This window comes from Thalassospira profundimaris (assembly GCF_003326795.1).
Lineage (GTDB): Bacteria > Pseudomonadota > Alphaproteobacteria > Rhodospirillales > Thalassospiraceae > Thalassospira > Thalassospira profundimaris_C.
Genome location: NZ_JPWI01000001.1, coordinates 426,747 through 448,440 on the forward strand (window position 1 = coordinate 426,747; position 21,694 = coordinate 448,440).

The 21,694-nt window shown below is 54.4% G+C and carries 14 protein-coding genes; 5 read left to right on the top strand and 9 right to left on the bottom strand.

Features of this window, described 5'->3' with window-relative positions; all coding sequences use genetic code 11:
- Positions 1 to 90: 90 nt before the first annotated feature.
- Positions 91 to 1,311: a glycosyltransferase family 9 protein gene (locus tag TH30_RS02075; protein WP_114096422.1), complete on the bottom strand. Its 1,221-nt coding sequence runs from the start codon at positions 1,309 to 1,311 to the stop codon at positions 91 to 93.
- A 38-nt stretch (positions 1,312 to 1,349) separates the two neighbouring features.
- Entirely contained in the window at positions 1,350 to 1,982 is a 633-nt protein-coding gene (locus tag TH30_RS02080; RefSeq protein WP_114096423.1) for a thiamine phosphate synthase, read from the bottom strand.
- A 67-nt stretch (positions 1,983 to 2,049) separates the two neighbouring features.
- Here TH30_RS02080 and TH30_RS02085 point away from each other — a divergent pair, with 67 nt between their 5' ends.
- Complete coding sequence (locus TH30_RS02085; protein WP_114096424.1) at positions 2,050 to 2,745, top strand: YggS family pyridoxal phosphate-dependent enzyme; 696 nt, start codon at positions 2,050 to 2,052, stop codon at positions 2,743 to 2,745.
- A gap of 224 nt (positions 2,746 to 2,969) precedes the next feature.
- Here the strand turns inward: TH30_RS02085 and TH30_RS02090 are convergent, their stop codons facing one another.
- Positions 2,970 to 3,659, bottom strand: a complete 690-nt coding sequence (locus TH30_RS02090; RefSeq protein ID WP_114096425.1) for a response regulator transcription factor — start codon at positions 3,657 to 3,659, stop codon at positions 2,970 to 2,972.
- 387 nt (positions 3,660 to 4,046) lie between these two features.
- Here TH30_RS02090 and ribA point away from each other — a divergent pair, with 387 nt between their 5' ends.
- Both ribA and TH30_RS02100 read left to right on the top strand, forming a co-directional pair.
- The gene (gene ribA, locus TH30_RS02095) at positions 4,047 to 5,204 is read left to right on the top strand and encodes a GTP cyclohydrolase II (protein WP_114096426.1); all 1,158 of its coding nucleotides are present in this window, start codon (positions 4,047 to 4,049) and stop codon (positions 5,202 to 5,204) included.
- A 134-nt stretch (positions 5,205 to 5,338) separates the two neighbouring features.
- On the top strand, positions 5,339 to 6,859 hold the full coding sequence (locus tag TH30_RS02100) for a hypothetical protein (RefSeq protein WP_114096427.1): 1,521 nt from the start codon (positions 5,339 to 5,341) through the stop codon (positions 6,857 to 6,859).
- A gap of 79 nt (positions 6,860 to 6,938) precedes the next feature.
- Here the strand turns inward: TH30_RS02100 and trpS are convergent, their stop codons facing one another.
- The 4 genes from trpS to mutS all read right to left on the bottom strand — a co-directional run bounded on the left by trpS (position 6,939) and on the right by mutS (position 15,861).
- Positions 6,939 to 7,940, bottom strand: a complete 1,002-nt coding sequence (gene trpS, locus TH30_RS02105) for a tryptophan--tRNA ligase (RefSeq protein WP_114096863.1) — start codon at positions 7,938 to 7,940, stop codon at positions 6,939 to 6,941.
- 153 nt (positions 7,941 to 8,093) lie between these two features.
- Positions 8,094 to 9,653, bottom strand: coding sequence for a murein biosynthesis integral membrane protein MurJ (gene murJ / locus TH30_RS02110; protein WP_114096428.1), 1,560 nt, complete (start codon positions 9,651 to 9,653; stop codon positions 8,094 to 8,096).
- A gap of 513 nt (positions 9,654 to 10,166) precedes the next feature.
- A complete protein-coding gene (locus TH30_RS02115; protein WP_114096429.1) occupies positions 10,167 to 12,908 on the bottom strand; it encodes a [protein-PII] uridylyltransferase in 2,742 nt (913 codons plus the stop codon).
- 229 nt (positions 12,909 to 13,137) lie between these two features.
- Positions 13,138 to 15,861, bottom strand: a complete 2,724-nt coding sequence (gene mutS, locus TH30_RS02120) for a DNA mismatch repair protein MutS (protein WP_114096430.1) — start codon at positions 15,859 to 15,861, stop codon at positions 13,138 to 13,140.
- Positions 15,862 to 16,045: 184 nt separating this feature from the next.
- On the opposite strand from mutS, the gene TH30_RS02125 reads away from it, so the two are divergent.
- Complete coding sequence (locus TH30_RS02125) at positions 16,046 to 16,546, top strand: hypothetical protein (RefSeq protein WP_114096431.1); 501 nt, start codon at positions 16,046 to 16,048, stop codon at positions 16,544 to 16,546.
- A 15-nt stretch (positions 16,547 to 16,561) separates the two neighbouring features.
- On the opposite strand, the gene TH30_RS02130 is transcribed toward TH30_RS02125, so the two are convergent.
- Positions 16,562 to 17,542 (bottom strand): hypothetical protein, encoded by a 981-nt coding sequence (locus tag TH30_RS02130; RefSeq protein ID WP_114096432.1) that lies wholly within the window; start codon positions 17,540 to 17,542, stop codon positions 16,562 to 16,564.
- Between the two features lie 429 nt (positions 17,543 to 17,971).
- Here TH30_RS02130 and TH30_RS02135 point away from each other — a divergent pair, with 429 nt between their 5' ends.
- Positions 17,972 to 20,239 carry an NADP-dependent malic enzyme gene (locus TH30_RS02135; protein WP_114096433.1) on the top strand — a complete coding sequence of 756 codons (2,268 nt, stop codon included), beginning with the start codon at positions 17,972 to 17,974 and terminating at the stop codon, positions 20,237 to 20,239.
- A gap of 86 nt (positions 20,240 to 20,325) precedes the next feature.
- Here TH30_RS02135 and TH30_RS02140 read toward each other — a convergent pair whose 3' ends face one another.
- The gene (locus TH30_RS02140; RefSeq protein WP_114096434.1) at positions 20,326 to 21,531 is read right to left on the bottom strand and encodes an APC family permease; all 1,206 of its coding nucleotides are present in this window, start codon (positions 21,529 to 21,531) and stop codon (positions 20,326 to 20,328) included.
- Positions 21,532 to 21,694: the final 163 nt, after the last annotated feature.

Below are 21,694 nucleotides of genomic sequence, written 5' to 3' on the forward strand. Positions count from 1 at the left end.
GAATTGGATACAGACGAAGAAGGGGTGGCTTTGGCCACCCCTTCTTTTGTTTGAACGCCATCAATGGGGATATGAACGTCGATCTGGTGTTCAGCTCAGATTCAGGTCGGTTTTGAGTTTTTCAAGAATATCAGGTGCTTGCTGGTCGAGTTGTACAACACAAGGTACCGGGTGATCTGTCACCATTGCGATGGCCAAAGCCGGATCGCTTTTTTGGGGTAATTGGCCGAGTTCAGCTGCAGACAGGTTCAAGCTTCCCATACAGCCGATTTTTCCATCTGCTGTTGCCCGCACTTTGGCAAGACCACATGGCGCGGCGCAATGGGGACCGACAAAATCACTTTGCCAGCTTTGTAAATTCTGATGCCGTCCCTGAAGAATATTGGCCGAGGCAGAGCTATATATGCCAAGACCGGGGGTTTGAAACAGCTTGGTGATATGGGCCGGGCCGCTATCGGCAACCACCATATAATCCTGCTCTGAAACGAAATTTACCAGATCACCGATTGTTTTGAAGCCATCAATCATCCGGACGTTTTCTGATTCGAAATCTCCGAGGGCTGCCTTATAGGCCTTCATCACCCCCTGATAGGCATTCAGAACGATTGTTATCCTTGTGTTCTTCTGATCGAGAAATGTTGTGATCTTGCGCACAAGATCAATTGGCAAAGTTCGTAATGGCGATGATGCCATCGGCACAATCCCGATCTGCATTTCAGGGCCAGCGCCAACTTTGCGGGGGGGCAGAGGACTGAGCGGGATATCAAAGGCTTCGCACAACGCTTCTTCCGGATTAACCGGCATGGTCGCGATATCTTTCCAGCCCTCCATCTCGCTCAGGTCAATCACATGGTCGAACCGGGCAAGTTGTTTGGCGGAGATAAAAAGCTGATAAATCTCGATATCGGGGACCAGCGCAAAGATGTCCGAGGCCGCACCGCTATTTAGCACCCCAATTCTGATCGAGGGATAAAGCAGACGAAGGGCCTTGAGGAAAAGTGTCATGCCAACACAATCGCCCAGCGCATCATCAGGCACCAGAAACAGTACGGAATTTCGGGAAAAATCGGTATCTGCCCATTTTGCACGTGGAAGTACCTGAAACCGAAAAGCATCCGACTTGATATTGACACCTTTGGCAGTACCAAGAACCTGTTGGCGCAAAAGGGAATTTACGCGCGTAAAATAAACAGGACTGTCGTCAGATTGCTGAATTAAAGCGGTGCTGACATTGGGCAAGCCAAACTGAAAGGCGTGTCTGGAGGCAAATCGCGAGAATGTTTTGCGCGATGGGTGCAGATGGCGGGGCATTTTGCAGTGGTTCTCCGATCAACCGGATTTGGGCGGTTTCAGCCAGAAGAAAACCCTATCCCGGCCAAAGAAGCAAGGGATGAGGACCGCAGATTTCTGCATGTTTTTGCATTAATCCCGCCAAGCCCGATCGGGGTGATGCCCAGATGTTTGCAGATACTCGCCATGTGCAAAACCGTTCTGTGCGAAAGGGTTGGTGCGCCGGGATGGCTTCTGGTTGGAAATACCGGCGAGATCAAGACACCATCGGGGCGATATCTGGCCGGGAGTAATGCGAGGTGTCTCAGCGTCAGCATGTCGTGACAGGCCGATGTCACGACGATATCACGTGGAATTTGCCAATAGATATGCGGCGTTTGCAGGATGCGATATTGCGGAAGATGAAGCCCGTCTGCCGAAACCGTAAGGGCCAGCGAAAGGTCATTTGCCACCAGAAACGGGATGTGGCGCGCCCGACATATCTGGCGCAATGTTGCGGCCAGGCGGGCGCGATGGGGATGATCGTAATGGCGAAAAATAACCATGCTGTCGGGCGGTAATTGCTTGATTGCTGCCACCGGATCGGGCAAACGCAGATCATCTGTAATCAGAATTACCGGCGCAATGACACCTGTTGGCCCGCCATTGCGCAAATTGAGTTGGCGCGCCTGCTTTATCAGGGTGTCATCCATTGATACAATCCTGGTTCTGCACGTTTGGGGCGTGCATTCTTTGCCACCGTTTAAAGGCCCATCATCCATGAGCGATAATGATCTGTCACCCGGCAAGAACGATGTTGCCGAAAATCTTGCTGAAATTCAGGGCAATATCAACACTGCCTGTGCTGCGGTAAAGCGCGATCCGGCCGAGGTCACCCTTGTCTGTGTCAGCAAGAATCATGAAGCAGATCATGTTCGCAAGGCACTTGTTGATGGCAGGCGCGTCTTTGGCGAAAACCGGGTGCAGGAGGCGGCCGGAAAATGGCCGGGCCTGCGCGCAGAATTTCCCGATATCGAACTTCATCTGATCGGGCCGCTTCAGACCAACAAGCTCAAGGATGCGGTTGCGCTGTTTGATGTGATTGAGACCGTTGATCGCCCGAAACTTGCCAATGCATTGGCCAAGCATCGCGACAATACGGGGCTTTGCCCCGACCTGTTCATTCAAATCAATACCGGCGAAGAAGATCAGAAGACCGGAATTTCGCCCGGCGATGCCGATGAATTTATCAGAATGTGTCGTGATGAGCTGAAACTTCCGATCCGGGGATTGATGTGCATTCCCCCCGTCGATGAAGAACCGGCACCGCATTTTGCACTGCTTGGCAAGATTGCCGAGCGTCACGGATTGAAAATCAAAAGCATGGGCATGAGCGGCGATTACGAGGCCGCAATCCGGCTTGGCGCCACCCATATCCGGGTTGGTACGGCAATTTTCGGGTCTCGCGGCTATTAAATGCTCAAAACAGCCTTAAATCGGCGTATTTTTTGAGGGTTTAATCTTAAAAATAGTAAATATCACGTGCCTGAGAGCTTAAATCCTGTAAATTTATCCGAAAATCGACATTTTTCGATTTCCTGTGGATAATCAGGCCGATTTCATAGACGTCCGGGTCGACGGTTTGTGACAAAAAAATCCCGTAAAAACGGGATTTTTTGTTTAACGGCTGAAATCTCGGGTTACGGGATCAGTTTGTAACCGCCAGGCTCCGTGATCAGGATTGCGGCATTGGATGGATCTTTTTCGATTTTCTGACGTAACCGATAGACGTGGGTTTCAAGCGTATGCGTCGTAACCCCGGCATTGTAGCCCCAAACCTCGTCCAAAAGGGTCTCGCGGGTGACCGGCTTGTCACCAGCCCGGAACAGGAATTTCAGGATCGAGGTTTCCTTTTCGGTCAGGCGGACCTTCTTTTCGGTTGCGGTTTCGATCAGGATTTTCGCACTTGGCTGGAAACTGTAGGGGCCAATCACAAAAACGGCATCCTCGCTTTGTTCATGCTGGCGGATATGGGCACGAATGCGCGCAAGCAGGACATTAAGCCGAAAGGGTTTGGTGACATAGTCATTGGCCCCCGATTCAAGGCCAAGAATGGTATCGGAATCGCTATTGGCACCGGTCAGCATGATGATCGGTGATTTTACACCGGCCCGGCGCATGAGCTTGCACACATCGCGACCATCCATATCGGGCAATCCGACATCAAGCAGGATCACATCAAAATAGGAGTCCTTGGCGGCTTCAAGCGCGTCTGTCCCGCTTTTGGCGACCACGCATTCAAACTCTTCATGCAGTCGGAGCTGTTCGGTCAATGACTGGCTGAGCGCTGCATCATCTTCGACCACAAGAACCTGTTTACCTGTCGACATTCACCATCCCTTGCTGCTTGCGCGATCCGGTCTATATATTGGGCCTGCCTTACTGCCGGATACATTCTTGTTTTTCTGGAACATCCGGGCCAGCCCGCCCTATATAAAGTACATAACCTAGGATCAGCGCCTTAAAGTGCATTTTCAAGAACAAACTGTTTTCGCTTTAACCCTGTGCAGGACCCAGTTTACTTAATACAGTCACGTCGTCGGTTTATCCGGACAGTTTTGTCGTAAAATCTTGAAAGATGTTTATCTTCCTGCGATTTTGCGCAGCACTTGGAAACGAACCAGACAGACCAATGCGGTTATATTAAGTAATCCGGGTCCTTATCCAGCCCCATACCCACCGGATCGCGATGTTGTGATCACAAAGACAAGATAACGATGACTCAAAGTTCTGCCGCCCCGGCCCAAAATAACAGCAATCTGACCCCGGCCACCGATCTGGTGACTGTGTCGCGCGCCGTGGCCGATTTGCGCCGTGGCGAGATCGTCCTGGTGCAGGGCCATGACAATGGTGAAGCCCACAGCGTTGCCGTGATTGCCGCAGAACCCCTGTCGCAGATCGGTTTTGATCGCCTGTGTGATATTGCCCGCGAAGGCGAAGCTCCGGCAATTGTTATTCCGCGCGTTCGGGCAAAATCCTTGGGGCGGGCATGCAAGAATGATCCGTTTATCGCCTTTGTCAGTGCGGATCGATCAGGCATCAATGCCGATCGTCTGGGCGAGATCGCCAATCCGTTGCTTGATCTTGATGCATTGCCAAAGGGCGACTGGCGCCCGGTTTCGATGGCCGAAAGTGCCGCCATTCGTCTGGCCAAACTTGCCCGTCTTTTGCCTGCTGTCGTAACCGTACCGGTTGCGCCCGATCAGCTTGAAAACCTTGCGCGTGCCCAGAATTTGCTGGTGCTGCAATCAGAAAGCATCAATGGATATGAAAATGCCTCGGCAGCAAGTCTGCGCGAGGTCAGCCAAGCCCGCGTGCCGCTGGAAAATGCCGAAAATGCAACCGTGATTGCGTTTCGTCCCGAAGATGGCGGGCAGGAGCATCTGGCAATCGTGATTGACGAACCGGCCAAGGACAAGCCGGTTCTGATCCGCCTGCATTCTGAATGTTTCACCGGTGATCTGATCGGATCACTGCGCTGCGACTGCGGACCACAATTACGTGGCGCGATTTCAGAAATCTCGCGGGGCGGGCAGGGTGGCATTGTGCTGTATCTGCGTCAGGAAGGACGTGGCATCGGACTGGTCAATAAACTGCGGGCCTATGCCTTGCAGGATCGTGGTTTTGATACACTTGATGCCAACGAAGAGCTTGGCTTTGATGCCGATGAACGTGTGTACCGCCCTGCGGCCGAAATGTTGCGCCAGTTGGGATTTGAAACGGTGCGTTTGCTGACCAACAACCCGGAAAAGATGTCGGGTCTTGAAAGCTGGGGGGTGAAAGTGTCGGAACGTGTTCCGCACAAATTCCCGTCCAATGGTCATAATGAATTCTATCTTCAGACCAAGAAAGAGCGGGCCGGGCATCTGTTCTAGGGTACCCGGCAGAAGATTCCGACAGGCAGGAATGCGTCGGATCTACTAAGAATAAAATCCTTATTTTTCAATTAGTTAATTAAATCCCAAATTGGCACTCCTTTTGCAAATTATCTGGCAAAAGGAGGACAATCATGTCGATTGGTGCAAATTGGCGGCAAATTTCGCCCGGTAGCGTTCCGGGCGTCGCGGGGGATGTGGCAGGCAACAAGTTTGCCCAGTCCAATGCGGCTGACCAGCTTTCCGATACATCGGAAGGCCGAAGCTTTTCCGAATATATGTTCGGCAAGGACGGCTTTGAATTCAGCGATGTGATTGATGTAATTAATCCCCTGCAACATATTCCCGGTGTCGGGATGATTTACCGGTCGCTGACCGGTGACGAACTGGGTAACGGTGCGCGTGTCGTTGGTGGCGGGCTGTTTGGCGGGGTCTTTGGCCTTGCCGGGGCGGCAATTGATGCCGTGGTTGATGCTGTGACCGGTGAAGATACCGGCGCGCACGTCATGGCCTTTGTCGGGGACAGCTTTGGTGGTGGTTCCGGCGATGCCGGGACGGCGATTGCCGATGCGTCCGAAAACCCCGCAACACCGACCAATGTCGCAGCCTTTGACGGTACCTATCAAGGGGATCTGGTTCTTCCCTGGATGGCCGGGCCGCAAACAGCACCATCCGGTCTTGCAAGCACCTCAGCGGCAGAGCAGGAAACGATTGTGCAAACTGCACCCACCACCCCGGTTGACCAGACCATTCTGGCATCGGCCAATACTGTCTCGAACGCAGCTGCCTATGGCATCAAGGCAAGTGATCTGAATCTGCCCTGGGGTCAAAGCGCGGCATCGGTACAACCGATAGCAAATCCGGTGCTGCAGGCACAGCAAGCTGTACAAATGCAGCCGCAATCCGAGCCCCAGCTTGGTCAGGCCGAAAGCGCAAGCCGGCTGCCCGCCAATGATCCCGCAGAACTGGCCGTTGCCATGGCCTCAGCGGGAACCACTAACCCGGTATCGAACGTCAAACAGACCATTGCGTCAAACTCATCTGCCAGTGATGGCCTTCGTCGCCCGACATTTAGCAATGATGGCGGCAATACGGTATGGGCACGCGCGCAAAATGGCGGACGCCTGAGTCGTGAAGCAAATACAATGGCAATTTCTTCTGAGATGGCTGAATACCAAGCGCGTGAATCAAAGCGTGTGTCGGGTGCCTCGGCTAAACAATCATCGCTTAATGGTGTGTTGGATAAGGTGAACAATCCGGGCACTCAAGATCGGTCAAATCTTGGCGGCGGAGAACCGTTATCCGCTGCCGAAATGGCAGCACGGTTTAACGCAGCCCTTGGGCGTGACAAGGCACAGACCATGGCAGCAGAAGCCGTTGCCAGCAGCAATGCGGTCGCCGATCAGGGGACTATGACAGCGCGCCCGGTCAGCCACAGTAGCGATACGCGCTTGAATAATGCGACAAACAATACGGCCAACAGCGCAGCAGAGGACGCAGCCGAAATGCACCCCCTGATGGAACGCGCATCAAGCCATATCGGGACAGAAGAACCGGTCGGTGCATGGTTCAGTCAGACCATGATGGACGGGTTGAAGAAATATCAGGCCATGCAAAAGCAAAACCAGCCCCAATCGACGGGCAATGCCATCTGATCGTCCTTGGCAATGCCGCGTTTAAAAAAGCCCGCCTGTGATGCACAAGCGGGCTTTGTCATTTCAAACGGTGATCTGATCAGCTGTTAAGGAAGCCGACGATTTCCTTGACCTCGCGCAGGATCGGCTGGGCGATGGCATTGGCGCGCTCCGCACCCTTTGCCAGTGCACTGTCGATATAGGCGGGATCGGCTTTAAGACGTGCCATTTCCTCGGTGATCGGGGCGAGCTTTTCGACAACCACATCGGTCAGCGCCTGTTTGAAGCCCGAGAATTGCGTGCCGCCATGTTCAGCCAGAACCGCATCAACCGTGCTGTCGGTAAGCGCCGCGTAGATGGTGATCAGGTTCTTGGCTTCCGGGCGGCCTTCAAGACTGGCTGCTTCACTCGGCAGTGGTTCCGGATCGGTTTTGGCCTTGCGGATTTTCTTGGACAGCGTGTCAGCATCATCCGTCATATTGATACGCGCCATATCCGATGCATCGGATTTGGACATCTTTTTCGCGCCATCCCGCAGCGACATCACACGGGTTGCTGGACCAAGGATCAGCGGTTCGGGCTGCGGGAAGAAATCTTCAACGCCGTAATCATTGTTGAATTTCAGCGCGATATCGCGGGCCAGTTCAAGATGCTGTTTCTGGTCTTCGCCAACCGGAACATGGGTCGCCTTATAGGCCAGAATGTCTGCGGCCATCAGGCTCGGATAGGCATACAGACCAAGGGAAGCATTTTCGCGATGCTTGCCGGCCTTTTCCTTGAACTGGGTCATGCGGTTCATCCAGCCGATGCGCGCGACACAGTTAAAGATCCAGGCCAGTTCGGCATGGGCGGAAACCTGACTCTGGTTGAACAGAACATGTTTTTCCGGATCAATGCCCGACGCAATCATGCTGGCAGCAAGTTCACGGATGTTGGAACGCAGCTCTTTGGGGTCCTGCCAGACCGTGATGGCATGCATATCAACAACACAGAAGATGCAGTCATACTGCTTCTGCAAGGCAACCCAGTTACGGATTGCGCCAAGATAGTTGCCAAGATGAAGGTTACCGGTGGGCTGAGCGCCCGAAAACACACGTTCCATAACGTTGTCGTCCATTTCAAGTGATGATCAATAAAGCCTGCATACTCCGCCAGGTTTTGGACACCCGCCGGCGGACGAGCATGCAAGCAAGCAGCGCGGAGTTAAGCCGCCCGGCGCGATGAGGTCAAGCAGCTTGTCGGGAATTGGCCGGATTTATTGCGTGCGGGGGGCTTTTCCGCGTTTGAAGGTCGCCTTGAGCTCGGAAAGGTTGGTTGCACCAAGCAGTTGGGCCGATAGGCCATAGATCATCAAACCGCCAATGACACAGGCCGTCATGATGGTGATCCGCATGACCGAAAGCGCATCATTGTCCCAGAAGACATCAATGGCAAACCACAATGCCGCCCCCATCAGAACCGATGCCAGCAAGATGCGCGGCAACCGTCTGACCAGTCGGGCATCAAACACAAGATCGCCGCGGCGATGAAGCAGGAAGCCCAGTGATCCGGCATTGACCCAAACCGAAACAGAGGTCGCGGCAGCAATGCCAAGATGGCCGAACCATGGCATCAGGGCGATGATCAGAACGATATTCAGGATCATGCAGGAAATACCGATGCGGATCGGAGTTTTGGTGTCTTCACGGGCAAAGAAGCCCGGTGCAAGAACCTTGACCAGAACCGAGGCTGGCAGGCCAAAGGCAAAAACGATCAGGGCAAGGCCGGTCATGCGGGTTTCTTCGGCCCCGAAGGCCCCGCGTTCAAACAGGACATTGATCACGGGCAATCCCATGACGCCAAGGGCAACCGCGGCCGGAAGGGTGAGCAGAAGTGCGATTTCAATGCCGCGATTCTGGCTATACATCGCGGTTTTGGGATCAGCCCCCTGCAACTGGCGCGAAAGCGTCGGCAAAAGAGCGGTGCCAATTGCAATGCCGATCACCCCGAGCGGGAGCTGTTGTACGCGGTCGGCATAATAAAGCCAGGACACCGCCCCGTCGGAAACAAGCGATGCCAGCATGGTATCGATCAGGAGGTTCAACTGATAGACGCCAGCCCCGATCATGCCCGGGATCATGCGTTTGCCAAGCAGTTTGACCCGGTCATCGACCCTGGGCATCTGCCATTTGATGGCAAAGCCCGCGCGTTTACAGGCAATGACCAGACAGATGAACTGGGCAACACCGGCGGCGGCCACCCCCCATGCAAGGGCATGGGCCGGGGTTTCGGTCATCGGTGTCAGGCCAAGCAGGGCGGCAATCAGACAGATATTGAGAATGATCGGCGCCCCGGCGGCGGCGGCATAGCGGTGAAGGGTGTTTAAAACACCCGACATCAGCGCGACGGCAGAAATAAAGGCAAGATAGGGGAAGGTAATGCGCGACAATTCGACGGCGAGCGCGAATTTTTCCGGGTCCTGGGCAAAGCCCGGCGCGAAGACATACATCGCCCAGGGCATTATGATTTCAATGATTGCAACCAGAAAACCGGTAATCAACACCAGCATCGACATGGCGCGTGCGGCAAATTCGCGCGCGGCCTCCATGCCGCGCTTTTCAATGTCACCGGCCAGAAGCGGGATGAAAGCCGCCGAAAAGGCTCCTTCGCCAAACAGACGGCGAAACAGGTTTGGGAATTTGAACGCAACAAAAAATGCGTCGGCCATGCCCCCGGCCCCCAGCATACCGGCAATCAGAATGTCGCGGCAAAAGCCCAGCAATCTGGACAACAGGGTAAAGCCACTTACCGTGGCAATGGAGCGTACAAGCGACATTCGAAAGCGTTCCGTCTCAAGGAGTCGTCGGGTTTGGCTGTGATGATCGCCAATTGCGGCAATTATCAAGCTGGCTGGATGAAAATCTGACAGGTGAAGGTGAAGAAGTCGTAATGAGGCGTCGCAAACCGGGCAAACCTATATCACAGAAATATGAAAGTCGTTGAACCGGGGCATTTTTTTGCCGGTTGTGACAGTCGTCACAGAAAACATGTTGCTGAGGGACTAAATTCCAATTCGCTGAGGATTCGTTGGGACGCGAGCCTCATTATTGGACGGGCGGGGAAATAAGGGGATCCACCTCAACCTGCTGCACTCCGAGGACAACGACATCGTGAATAACAGGTCACGATGTCGGATTTGGTTTTTACCCTTCCTCGTCCGTCACAATTCTCCATACGACAAGATACCGTTCTGATCGCGGAGATTGGAACTACCGGATTGATCCATACCGTGGTGGCGTCAAGGACGCCATATGGGTGCTGGATCAATCCGGTTTGTATTTCACGGGTCTTAATTATTCTGAATCGATTGCGTCAGGGTTTCCTTGACCTGGACAAATTTGGTCCGGCTATCGATTTTCAGGCCAAACACATCCTTCACATAAAAGACGTCAACCGCGCGTTCGCCAAAGGTGGAAATGCGGGCTGATGCGATCTGCAATGACAGGTCACGCAAGGCGCGCGTGATGTCATAAAGCAGGCCAAGACGGTCGCGTGCCGTGATTTCAATCACCGTATGGGTGCGGCTGGCCTTGTTATCGATGATGACGTTGGGTTCGACCTTGAAGACGGCGGTGCGGTGCGAGTTGTCCTTGGTCTGGCGACGTTCGATTTCATGACTGGGACGCAGGCGGCCCGAAATCACCTGTTCAAGGGTTTCACGCAGCTTTTCGAGCTTGGCCGTGTCGTTAAACGCCTCGCCATTGGTGTCCTGAACAAAGAAGGTATCAAGCGCCATGCCATCTGCAAGGGTCAGAATCTTTGCATCAACAACGTTGGCCCCGCACAGGGCCATGGCTCCTGCAATCTGGGAAAACAGACCCGGATGGTCGGTGGTGTGAACCGTGATTTCGGTGGCATCGATTTCGGTATCAATGCGGACATCAACGGTGATCTCGGCACCGGTTTTCTTGGCATCCCGGGTCAGATAGGCATGTTTGACATGCACATCGGTATCGAAACTGAGCCAATAGGACGGATAGCCGCGATCAATGAAGTCTTCGATATCGTCCGTTGGCCAATCGGCCAGTGCCTCGCGCAGGGCCATCTGCGCATTGGCAACACGCGAATCGCGGCTGTCGGCGTTCAGGCCACCCGACAGAAGATCGTCGGTGGCAAAGTAGAGCTCACGCAAAAGCGTTGCCTTCCAGCCATTCCAGACATTCGGGCCAACCGCGCGAATATCGGCCACGGTCAGACATAGCAACAAGCGCAAACGTTCCTGTGACTGCACCAGATCGCCAAAGGCCTTGATCGTGGTCGGATCATTGAGATCACGCTTGAAGGCGGTCAGGCTCATCCACAGATGGGCCTTGACCAGCCAGGAAACGGTTTCGGTATCGGCCGGTGAAAGGCCAAGACGCGGACAGAGCTTTTCGGCGACCTCGGCCCCAAGCTCGGAATGATCACCGCCTCGTCCCTTTGCAATATCATGAAGCAGGACGGCAACATAAAGCACACGCCGCGAGATGACTTTGCCCATGATCCGGGTGGCCACAGGGGCGTCTCCGGCCAGTTCGCCATTTTCGATCTGGTTGAGGATGCCAATGGCGCGGATGGTGTGCTCGTCCACGGTATAGGTGTGATACATGTCATATTGCATCTGGGCAACGACACGCCCGAAATCGGGGATGAAACGGCCAAGAACCCCGGCCTCGTTCATCTTGCGAAGGGCAATATCGGGGCTGTTGCGGTGGGTCAGGATTTCAAGAAAGACCTCGTTGGCAACCGGATCATTTTGCAATTTGTGATCGACAAATTTCAGGCTTTGCGTCACCCAGCGCAGGGTTTCGGGATGGATGCCGACCCCGTTCTGATGGGCGACCAGGAACAGGCGCAAAATCTTGATCGGGTCTTCTTCAAAAACGCCGAGATTTTCAACGGTCAGTCGTTCATTGCGTAATTCGAACCCGTCAATTTCCTTGGTGCCAAACAGCTTGCCGGGGAAACGGATCAGCGGGCGACGCTGATGGCGTTCTTCAAGGGCGGCACAGAATATGCGCGTCAGGTTGCCGACATGTTTGACCATTAGATAATAGTGTTTCATGAAGCGCTCGACACCCGAGGCCCCGGCATGATCGGTATAGCCAAGGCGGGATGCAATTTCGCGCTGCGTGTCAAAGGTCAGACGGTCTTCTTCGCGATCAGACAGATAGTGCAACCAGCACCGCACAGCCCACAGGAAATTCTGGGCTTTGAGGAAGCCTTGTGCTTCCTTGCGGGTCAGGACCTTAAGATCGACAAGCTCCATCGGTGAATTGACACGATAAAGATATTTGCCGATCCAGAACAGGGTGTGCAGGTCACGAAGGCCGCCTTTGCCATCCTTGACGTTTGGTTCGACCACATAGCGCGAATCCCCCATCCGGACATGGCGGTCATCGCGTTCATTGAGTTTCTTTTCAATGAATTCAAGACCGCTGCCCTTGACCAGTTCATCCATGAATCGGGTGCGAAACAGATTATAGGTTTCCTCATCGCCCCAGACGAACCGGCTTTCTAGAAGGTTGGTGCGAATCGTAATGTCCTGTTTGCCCATGCGCAGGCAATCATCAACTGACCGGGTGGCGTGACCGACCTTAAGACCCAGATCCCACAACATATAAAGAATGAATTCAACCACCTGTTCGCCATGGGCGGTCTGTTTGTAGGGGAACAGAAACAGGATATCGACATCCGAATGCGGTGCCATGTCGCCACGCCCGTAACCGCCGACCGCGACAATCGACATGCGCTGTTCATTGGTGGGATTATGCAGCGGATAGACAAAACTGATGGCAAAATCATGGATCAGGCGCACCAGCTGATCCATCAGGAAGCTGTTGGAAAAGACCGTTTCCTGACCGGAATTGCTGGCTTCAAAGCGGGTGCGAATGACAGTGCGACCGGCCTCCATGACCGATTTCAGCTTTTTGAGAACTGCGGTGCGCTGTTTGAAGTTTTTCAGATCCGGGTCATTTGCAATCGCTTCAAGCTCGGCAAAGACTGTCTTCCGGTCGATGATTTCGCGCTGCTTCTTGATCTTGTAGGTCACGTTGGTCGGTTTCCTTGCGCCTGCTTGCGGTCTGAGTGCCGATTAAAGCCAATAACATAGTAACGACAATTTATTGCGACCGCACCCTATGCATGTGCTGTGCCGAAATCCGGGCTGTTAGATCGTGCTGCTTGCTAGTCAAAACAAGACAGGCACCTGCCTCATATAAGGGCAAGGTGCCTGTTTTTCATGCGCCAGATCCAGCTTTGCCAGATACAGTTTTGATTGCCTAGTCTTTCAAAGCACGCAGCCGATAAAGTGCATCAAGGGCTTCGCGCGGGGTCATGTTATCGGGATCAAGATCGGCAACCGCATCCAGAAGGGCCTTTTGACCATCCGACAGGGAAGGGGTGCTCGCACGTTCTTCCTTTGCGGCCTGTTCGATGGCCACCGCAAACAGTGGCAGATCATCGGCCAGCTTGGAAACCGCCCCGCCCTGTTCGCCCTTTTCAAGGGTTTTCAGAACCTGTTCGGCACGCTTGATCACGGGTTTTGGCAAACCGGCAAGCTGGGCGACGTGAATGCCGTATGAACGATCCGCACTGCCCGCACCGACTTCATGGAGGAACACAACCTCGCCCTGCCATTCCTTGATCAGCATGGTGTGACAGGACAGATGGGCAAGCTTGGCGGCAAGCGCGGTCAGTTCATGATAATGGGTGGCAAACAGGCCACGGCATTGATTGATTTCATGAAGGTTTTCAACCACAGCCCAGGCAATCGACAGGCCATCAAAGGTCGCCGTGCCGCGCCCGATTTCATCAAGGATGACAAGCGACCGGTCGGTAGCCTGATTAAGGATCGATGCGGTTTCAACCATCTCGACCATGAAGGTCGATCGGCCACGGGCAAGATCATCGGCCGCACCGACGCGCGAAAACAGCCGGTCAATCACCCCGATATGGGCCTTGGCCGCTGGAACGAATGCGCCGATCTGGGCCAGAACTGCAATCAGGGCATTCTGGCGCAGGAAGGTCGATTTACCGGCCATGTTCGGACCGGTGATCAGCCACAGGCTTTGTTCATCTTCAAGGCGGCAATCATTGGCAACGAAGGGTGAGTCGCCATTTTCACGCAGGGCCGCTTCGACCACCGGATGGCGACCGCCGCGAATGTCGAAGGCAAGGCTGTTATCGATGTTCGGGCGCACACAGCCCTGATCACGGGCCAGTTCGGCAAGGGCGGCAGATACATCAAGACCGGCCAATGCCTGCGCACATTTGGCGATGGCGTCGGCCTTGGTCAGAACGGCGGCAACCAGTTCCTCGAACAGTTCAAGCTCAAGGGCAAGCGCCTGGTCGCCTGCCTTGGAGACCTTGCTTTCAAGTTCGGAAAGCTCGACGGTGGTGAAACGCACCGCATTTGCCATGGTCTGGCGGTGGATGAACTCGTCTTCTTCCATCATCTTGTCGGCGGTCTTGGCCGATACTTCGATGAAATAGCCCAGAACGTTGTTGTGTTTGACCTTAAGATTTGAAATCCCGGTCTGCTCGGTATAGCGGGCCTGAAGATTGGCGATCAGTTTTTTGCTTTCGCTTGAAAGCATGCGCAATTCATCAAGCGGCGGGTGATATCCCCCGGCGATAAAGCCGCCATCACGGGCCAGAAGCGGCAGGTTTTCCGACATTGCCCGACGCAACAGATCAATCAGATCGCCATGATGGCCCATTGCGGTCAAATGATCGCCAAGTGCCTCTGGCTGGGTGGTCAGGCCATCATTGCCGCCATCGGGCTTGGCCAGCAGATTGCCAATCGCAAAGGAACAGGACAGACCATCACGCATCGCCGCCAGATCACGCGGACCACCACGACCAACCGACAAACGCGACAACGCACGTTCAATGTCGGGGCATTCCCCAAGGGCGGCGCGCAGGTCCGAGCGCAGCGCATCGCGATCATGGAAATATTCAACCAGATCAAGGCGTTTATTGACTTCTTCGGCATTGGTCAGAGGCGCCGACAGACGGGCAGCCAGCAACCGTGCCCCGGCCCCGGTGCGGGTGCGGTCAATGACTGAAAGAAGCGATCCCTTGCGCTCACCCGACTGGGTCTGGATCAGTTCCAGTGATCGGCGGGTGGCGGCATCGATTTCCATCGCCGCACCCTCGGCCACACGGGTCGGGGGCGACAGACGCGGCATCTGGCCTTTCTGGGTCAGATCGACATAATCAATCAGCGCCCCGGCTGCGGAAAGTTCGGCAATCTCGAACCCGCCAAAGGCATCAAGGGCTTCGACCTGATAGAGCTTTTTCAGGCGCAGCTGGGCATTTTCGGCATCAAAGCGCGCGGTTGGCTGCGGCGTGATGATGTTTTTGTATTCGGCGTAGATGTCAAACACGTCTGCGCGGTTGAGCATCTTTTCCGAAAACAGGATTTCACCCGGATCAAGCCGTGCCAGGGCGGCCGGAAGGCCTGCCATATCACAGGGCTGAACAAAAAAGTCGCCGGTCGACATATCAAGCCAGGCCAGACCGACCTTGCCGCGCACTTCCGAAACGGCAGCCAGATAATTGTGGCGTCGTGCATCCAGAAGGCTGTCTTCGGTCAGGGTACCGGGCGTGATCAGGCGAACGACACCGCGTTTGACCACGGATTTTGCACCGCGTTTTTTGGCCTCTGCCGGGTCTTCCATCTGTTCGCAGACGGCAACACGGAACCCTTTGCGAATAAGACGCTGAAGATAGGTTTCGTGACTATGGACGGGAACACCGGCCATGGGAATTTCGTTACCCTGATGCTTGCCGCGTTTTGTTAGGGCGATATCAAGGGCTTCGGCGGCTTTGACTGCATCGTCAAAAAACAGCTCGTAAAAATCGCCCATCCGATAAAACAGCAAGCAGTCTTGATACTGTTCCTTGATTTCAAGGAACTGCATCATCATTGGTGTTGCGCCTTCACGGGAAAAGGATGGCGCGGTCGGTGTGGTGTCGGATGTATCAGCGATGTTGTTCATGACGTCTGTGATAGCAAACCCTGAAGGCATTGACGAGAGGTGGCAAAGTGCGAAGTCATAGTTTTTGACCTATGCCATTGCAACGCCTGAATTTCCGTAAAATATATATGTATTGCACCGGACAGGACTGTCGATGTGTACTGACATTCTTGTAGCGGAAAACAGTCACCAAGGAGAGCGCAAAATGGCAGCAGAACAGACCACCTCGCAGGCCCCGGAACTGGTCGGATTGTTCGATACGAAAGACAGCTTTGATGCTGCCGTGAATGCACTGCGGGGCAGTGGTTTTGCGCGAACCGATCTTTCGGTTCTGAGTTCCCATGAATCGATTGATGTCGCCGGATCAGACGGCCGGTCCTGGTCAGATGTGCTGACCGCACTGGTCGGTGAAGTGAAATATGAAGTGCCGCTGGTGGCATCGGGCGCCATTGCCCTGTTTGGCGGGGCGGCAACCGCCCCGGCAGCCATTGTGATCGGGGCAGGGGTTGGCGCGGTTGCCCTTCGTGAATTCATTGATGAAGTCACATCCACCCCGCATACCGAGGATTTTGCCCGTGCAGTTGATGCAGGCTCCGTGATCCTGTGGGTGCGTCTTGATCCGTCGATGGAAGGTGCCGAAGCAACGGCAAAAGCCATTCTGGAAAAACATGGGGCCACCAACATCCATCTGCATGTCGCGAAATAGCGACCAAAAGGCCGTTTAGTTGGCCAGCCTGTAGCTCAGGCGGGTTGTTTGCGTCTGACCGGCGGCGATAAAGGTCTGGTGATGGTTGATCTGGGTCGGCCATCCGCCAGATCGCGGCAGGGTGGCGGTAATCGTCGTCTGGATGTCGTAATCTTCCCAGGCGCGGAGCTGTTTGGTGGTGCGTTCCATTGATGCCTTGTCCATGCCCGCCATCTGCGAAAGCAAAAAGGCAATGCCGTTGCGCACACTTTCACGGGTGTAGCTTTGGCTGAGCGCGATGGTCGCCTGATCCTCATTGATCGCGGTTATTTTCATCTCGCCAGTGACCACAAGGTTCGATCCGGTCAGCTCCCACGGTATTTCCCGATGGATGGCAAGCGGTTCGTTAAGGGTCAATTCGATCCCCGTGACCGAAAAGACCGGCAAGACATCGCGCAGGGTGATCTGAACCCCGGCCCCGGCTGACATATTGGCAAAGGCCTGTCGCACCGGATCAAGGGTCGCGGCCATGCGCGGATTATCGGTATAATGCGCGATCACATCATCAAGTTTGGCAAAGACCCGCGGCAGAAGATCGGTTTTGACCGCCTCCATATTGGTCAGGGCAACCGGAACGCCGGTATCGGTTGTACGGAATTCAAAACCGAACCCCTCTGTCAGTCTGGCAAGCCCGGTGGCAAGGCGATAGGCTGGGTCATCGGCATCCGGTGCGGTAATGGCGATGTCGTTATAGGACGCCCGCATTTCAAAGCCCTGATCATCCTTACCCGTCACGGTTATCGGGATCGACATGGTCAGGCGGTTGGTACTTGTCTGATCACTTTGAAGATTGCGCCGGGTTTCGCGGGTTTTGACCACATCATACAGGCGGCTTTCACCTGTGGCCGGATCAAAGGGGAATGAAACGGTTTCGCCAGCGGTTGCGGACATCGCGCCCGGTGTCGCGACGCAGATTGTCATTCCGATGATGGTCAGAACCCGTAGAAGCGGTTGCATCGCCCTGTTTCCCTTGAGTTTTTCCGGATCGTGGAAAAGGTGTTTTTCCGTTTGAAATCCGTCCTTTATTGCGCGCTGCAACGTGTTTTATGCCCGGATGGCAGGATCGGGATCGCGCAATTAGGTCACTGAAAAATCACGTCTATTTGCCAACAGATTTGTCATGATCGGTCCCGCGGTCAACTGGCAATCGCGAAAACAGGATCAAAATATACAGGTAAGGATGTGTATTGTTGCATCGCAACATACAGAAAACGCTACGTAATTTTGCGGTTGCCGTTAACGTCGCCTTTGACCCGGGGCGCGAAGCCTGATTTATTGGGCGGTCCGACATGACGGTCCCACACCGAATTTATGTCGATCAGGATAAACTACACACGCAATGCAGATTGCTTTCCAACTTACCACGCAAGCGTCAGTGAAAACATAATGTCAGATAAAGAAATCAAGGTTCGTGACCGCGAAGCGCTGCTGTTTCATTCCAGCGGCCGCCCCGGCAAAATCGAAATCACCGCATCCAAGCCGCTGACCACCCAGCGCGACCTGTCCCTGGCCTATTCACCGGGCGTTGCGGTGCCGTGTCTTGAAATCGCGAAAAACCCTGCCACTGCCTATGATTACACCTCGAAGGGTAACATTGTTGCGGTCATCTCCAACGGGACTGCGGTTCTGGGTCTCGGCAATCTTGGGGCTTTGGCTTCCAAGCCGGTGATGGAAGGCAAGGCTGTGCTGTTCAAGCGCTTTGCCGATGTTGACGGCTTTGATCTTGAAGTCTCGACCGAGGATGTCGACGAATTCGTCAATTGCGTGCGTTTCCTTGGGGCTTCGTTTGGCGGCATCAACCTTGAAGACATCAAGGCACCGGAATGCTTCATCATCGAACAGCGCCTGCGCGAAGTGATGGATATTCCGGTCTTCCATGATGACCAGCACGGCACGGCCATCATTGCGGCATCGGGCCTGATCAATGCCTGCGACCTGACCGGGCGCGAGCTTAAGGACATCAAGCTTGTCATCAATGGTGCCGGTGCGGCGGCGATTGCCTGCTGCGAGCTGGTCAAAAGCATGGGTGTGTCGCCGGACAATGTCATCATGTGTGACTCGCGTGGCGTGATCTATAAAGGTCGCGAAGATGGCATGAACCAGTGGAAATCGGCGCATGCGGCAGAAACCGATGCCCGTACGCTTGAAGAAGCCATGGATGGTGCCGATGCGTTCTTTGGTCTGTCGGTCAAGGGGGCAGTGACGGCCAAGATGGTCAAATCGATGGCCAAACAGCCGATCATCTTTGCCATGGCCAACCCGGACCCGGAAATCAGCCCGGAAGAAGTCGCGGGGATCCGCAATGACGCGATCTGTGCGACCGGGCGTTCGGATTACCCGAACCAGATCAACAATGTGCTCGGTTTCCCCTATATTTTCCGTGGTGCACTTGATGTTCAGGCATCGACGATCAACGAGGAAATGAAAATTGCTGCGGCTCATGCGGTGGCGTCGCTGGCGCGTGAAGATGTGCCTGACGAAGTGGCGGCGGCCTATTCCGGGCGTCGTCTGCAATATGGTCCGGAATATATCATTCCGGCTCCGTTTGACCCGCGTCTGATCATTGCGGTGCCAAAGGCCGTTGCCCAGGCGGCAATGGATAGTGGCGTTGCCCGTCGCCCGATCATTGATATGGCAGAATATGAAAACCAGCTGCGTGGTCGTCTTGATCCGACGGCCGCCCATCTTCAGCTGATTTCCGATTATGTCCGTGCGCATCCGAAACGCATCGCCTTTGCCGAGGGTGAGGAAGAAACGGTCATTCGTGCAGCTGTGGCCTATCGCAATTCGGGCTATGGCACGCCGATCCTGATCGGACGCGAAGATCGCATCCATGAAAGTGCCAAGAAACTTGGCATCGAAAGCCTTGAAGGTGTTGAAATCAACAATGCGGCACTTTCGGGTCACAATGCCGAATATGCCGAATTCATGTATGAACGCTTGCAGCGCAAAGGCTATCTGTGGCGTGATTGCCAGCGCATGGTGAACCAGAAACGTAACGTTTTTGCCTCCGTCATGGTGGCAAAGGGTCATGCAGATGGTCTGATCACCGGTCTGACCCGCAACTTTGCACGCAGCTTTACCGATATCGCAACCGTGATCGATGCCAAGCAGGGCGAAATCCCGATGGGTCTTTCGATTGCGATCGCCAAGGGCCGCACGGTGTTTATCGCCGATACGCGCGTGCACAACCTTCCCAATGCCGAAGAACTGGCCGAGATCGCCATCCAGGCTGCCGAGAAGGCCCGTCAGCTTGGTCATGAGCCGCGTGTGGCGATGGTGTCGCATTCGACCTTTGGCAACCCCTACAGCCCCGATACCGACCGTATCCGCGAAGCTGTTGGCATCCTTGAACGCAGCAATGTCGATTTCGAATTCGATGGTGATATCGCGGTCGATGTCGCGCTCGATACCGAATTGCTGAAGCTTTATCCGTTCTGCCGCCTGTCCGGTCCGGCCAACGTGCTTGTCATGCCGGCCCTTCATGCGGCAACGACGGCATCGAAGCTTCTGGACAAGCTTGGCGGGGGTACGGTGGTTGGTCCGGTGATGATCGGGCTGGAAAAACCGGCCCAGATCGCACAGATGGGCTCGACCGTGAATGATCTTGTCAATCTTGCCGCCCTTGCTGCCCATGAGGCCGAGCACGGTTAAGGCAAAGATCTGACGATTTTTGCAAAATGGCGGAGCTGATTTTCAGTCTCCGCCATTTTTGTCTCTATGCTGCGTTGATGCAGGCGCTATTCGACGGATTGACCGAAAACTGCGATGACGGCGGCCAATGCGGCGAGCAACCCGTAAAATCCGACCCGATGCCAGCCAGCTTGTTGTTTGGCCGCGATCACCGTACTCAAGCCCGCCTGCAAGCCGTAATAGATGGCAAAACCGCGCGAGGCATAGCTGACAATCGCATAGATATCGGCCGACCAGGTCAATGCAATGCCGATCACAGCCAGTAGCAAATAGGCCTGGCGCTCGCTGATACGCTTGCGCGACAGTTCGGCAAACAGACCACCCGATCCGCTGGTATCGGCAACTGCCGCACTGAATTGCGATGCCAGCGCGGCTGCGACCAGAAGGAAGGGCAGGATCGGGGCGACAATCTTCATCATGTCGATGATGCCGGTTTCAGATGGCGACATCTGATCGGGGCGAAAGACATATGAAATCAAAAGGATGTAAACCAGATAGATCGCCGTCGACAGCCATTGGGCCAGACGCATCGATCTGATGCGGGTTCTGGCATCATATTCCGATCCAAGATAACGCGATGTCTCAAAGCCCTGGACGGTGATCAATAATCCGAAGGTCAGCGTGACAGCGGACCAGCCGGTAACTTTTTCAGGATTGAAAATAAGGGCGTCATCAAGCGCCCGATGGCCGAAATGCGCCATCAAACCGACCAGCAACCCGGCAATGATCGCCAGTTTCAAACTGACCGATACATATTCCATCTTCTCAAGGCTTTTGAAACCGCGCGACCATCCGACCAGAACGATAGTGATGAAAACTGCGGTGGTCAGAAGTTTGGCGTCAAAACCGGATTTGAACGGTGTGAGACTGAGCGCAAAGGCACCCAGAAGATTGAGGTAATAGGAAACCGAGATGATATAGGCAAAGGCCAGCGCCCAGGAGGACAGGGTTTCGATCCGGATCGCAAGCGGGCCAAAGTCGCCATCCTGAATGGCCTTTTCACCCGATGCGATATTGTAGCGGATCGCACCGCCAAACAGATAGGCGACAAAACACAGAACCAGCATGATCAGCGGCGCATAGCCGCCATATCCGATATTCAGGATCGGACCAAGCAGCAAAAAACCGCTGCCAATGATTGATGCAAGCGGGGTAACAACGGCACGCCATAAGGGAAAATAGGCGACAGAACGCATCGACAGGACTATTGCAACGCAGACAGTCGCAAATGCAATGATCAGATCAAAAATCACAATTCAGTTCCAGAAGCCTTGGGTGCAATGCCTTGATTCATAAATGATCAAGCTTGGTATCCTGTCCAGAGCATAGTTCGGGATTATGCATCAGCATGGATATCGATTTTGATCGAAATATGGTCCTGACCAGACACGGCGTTTCTGAAATAATGGATGGATA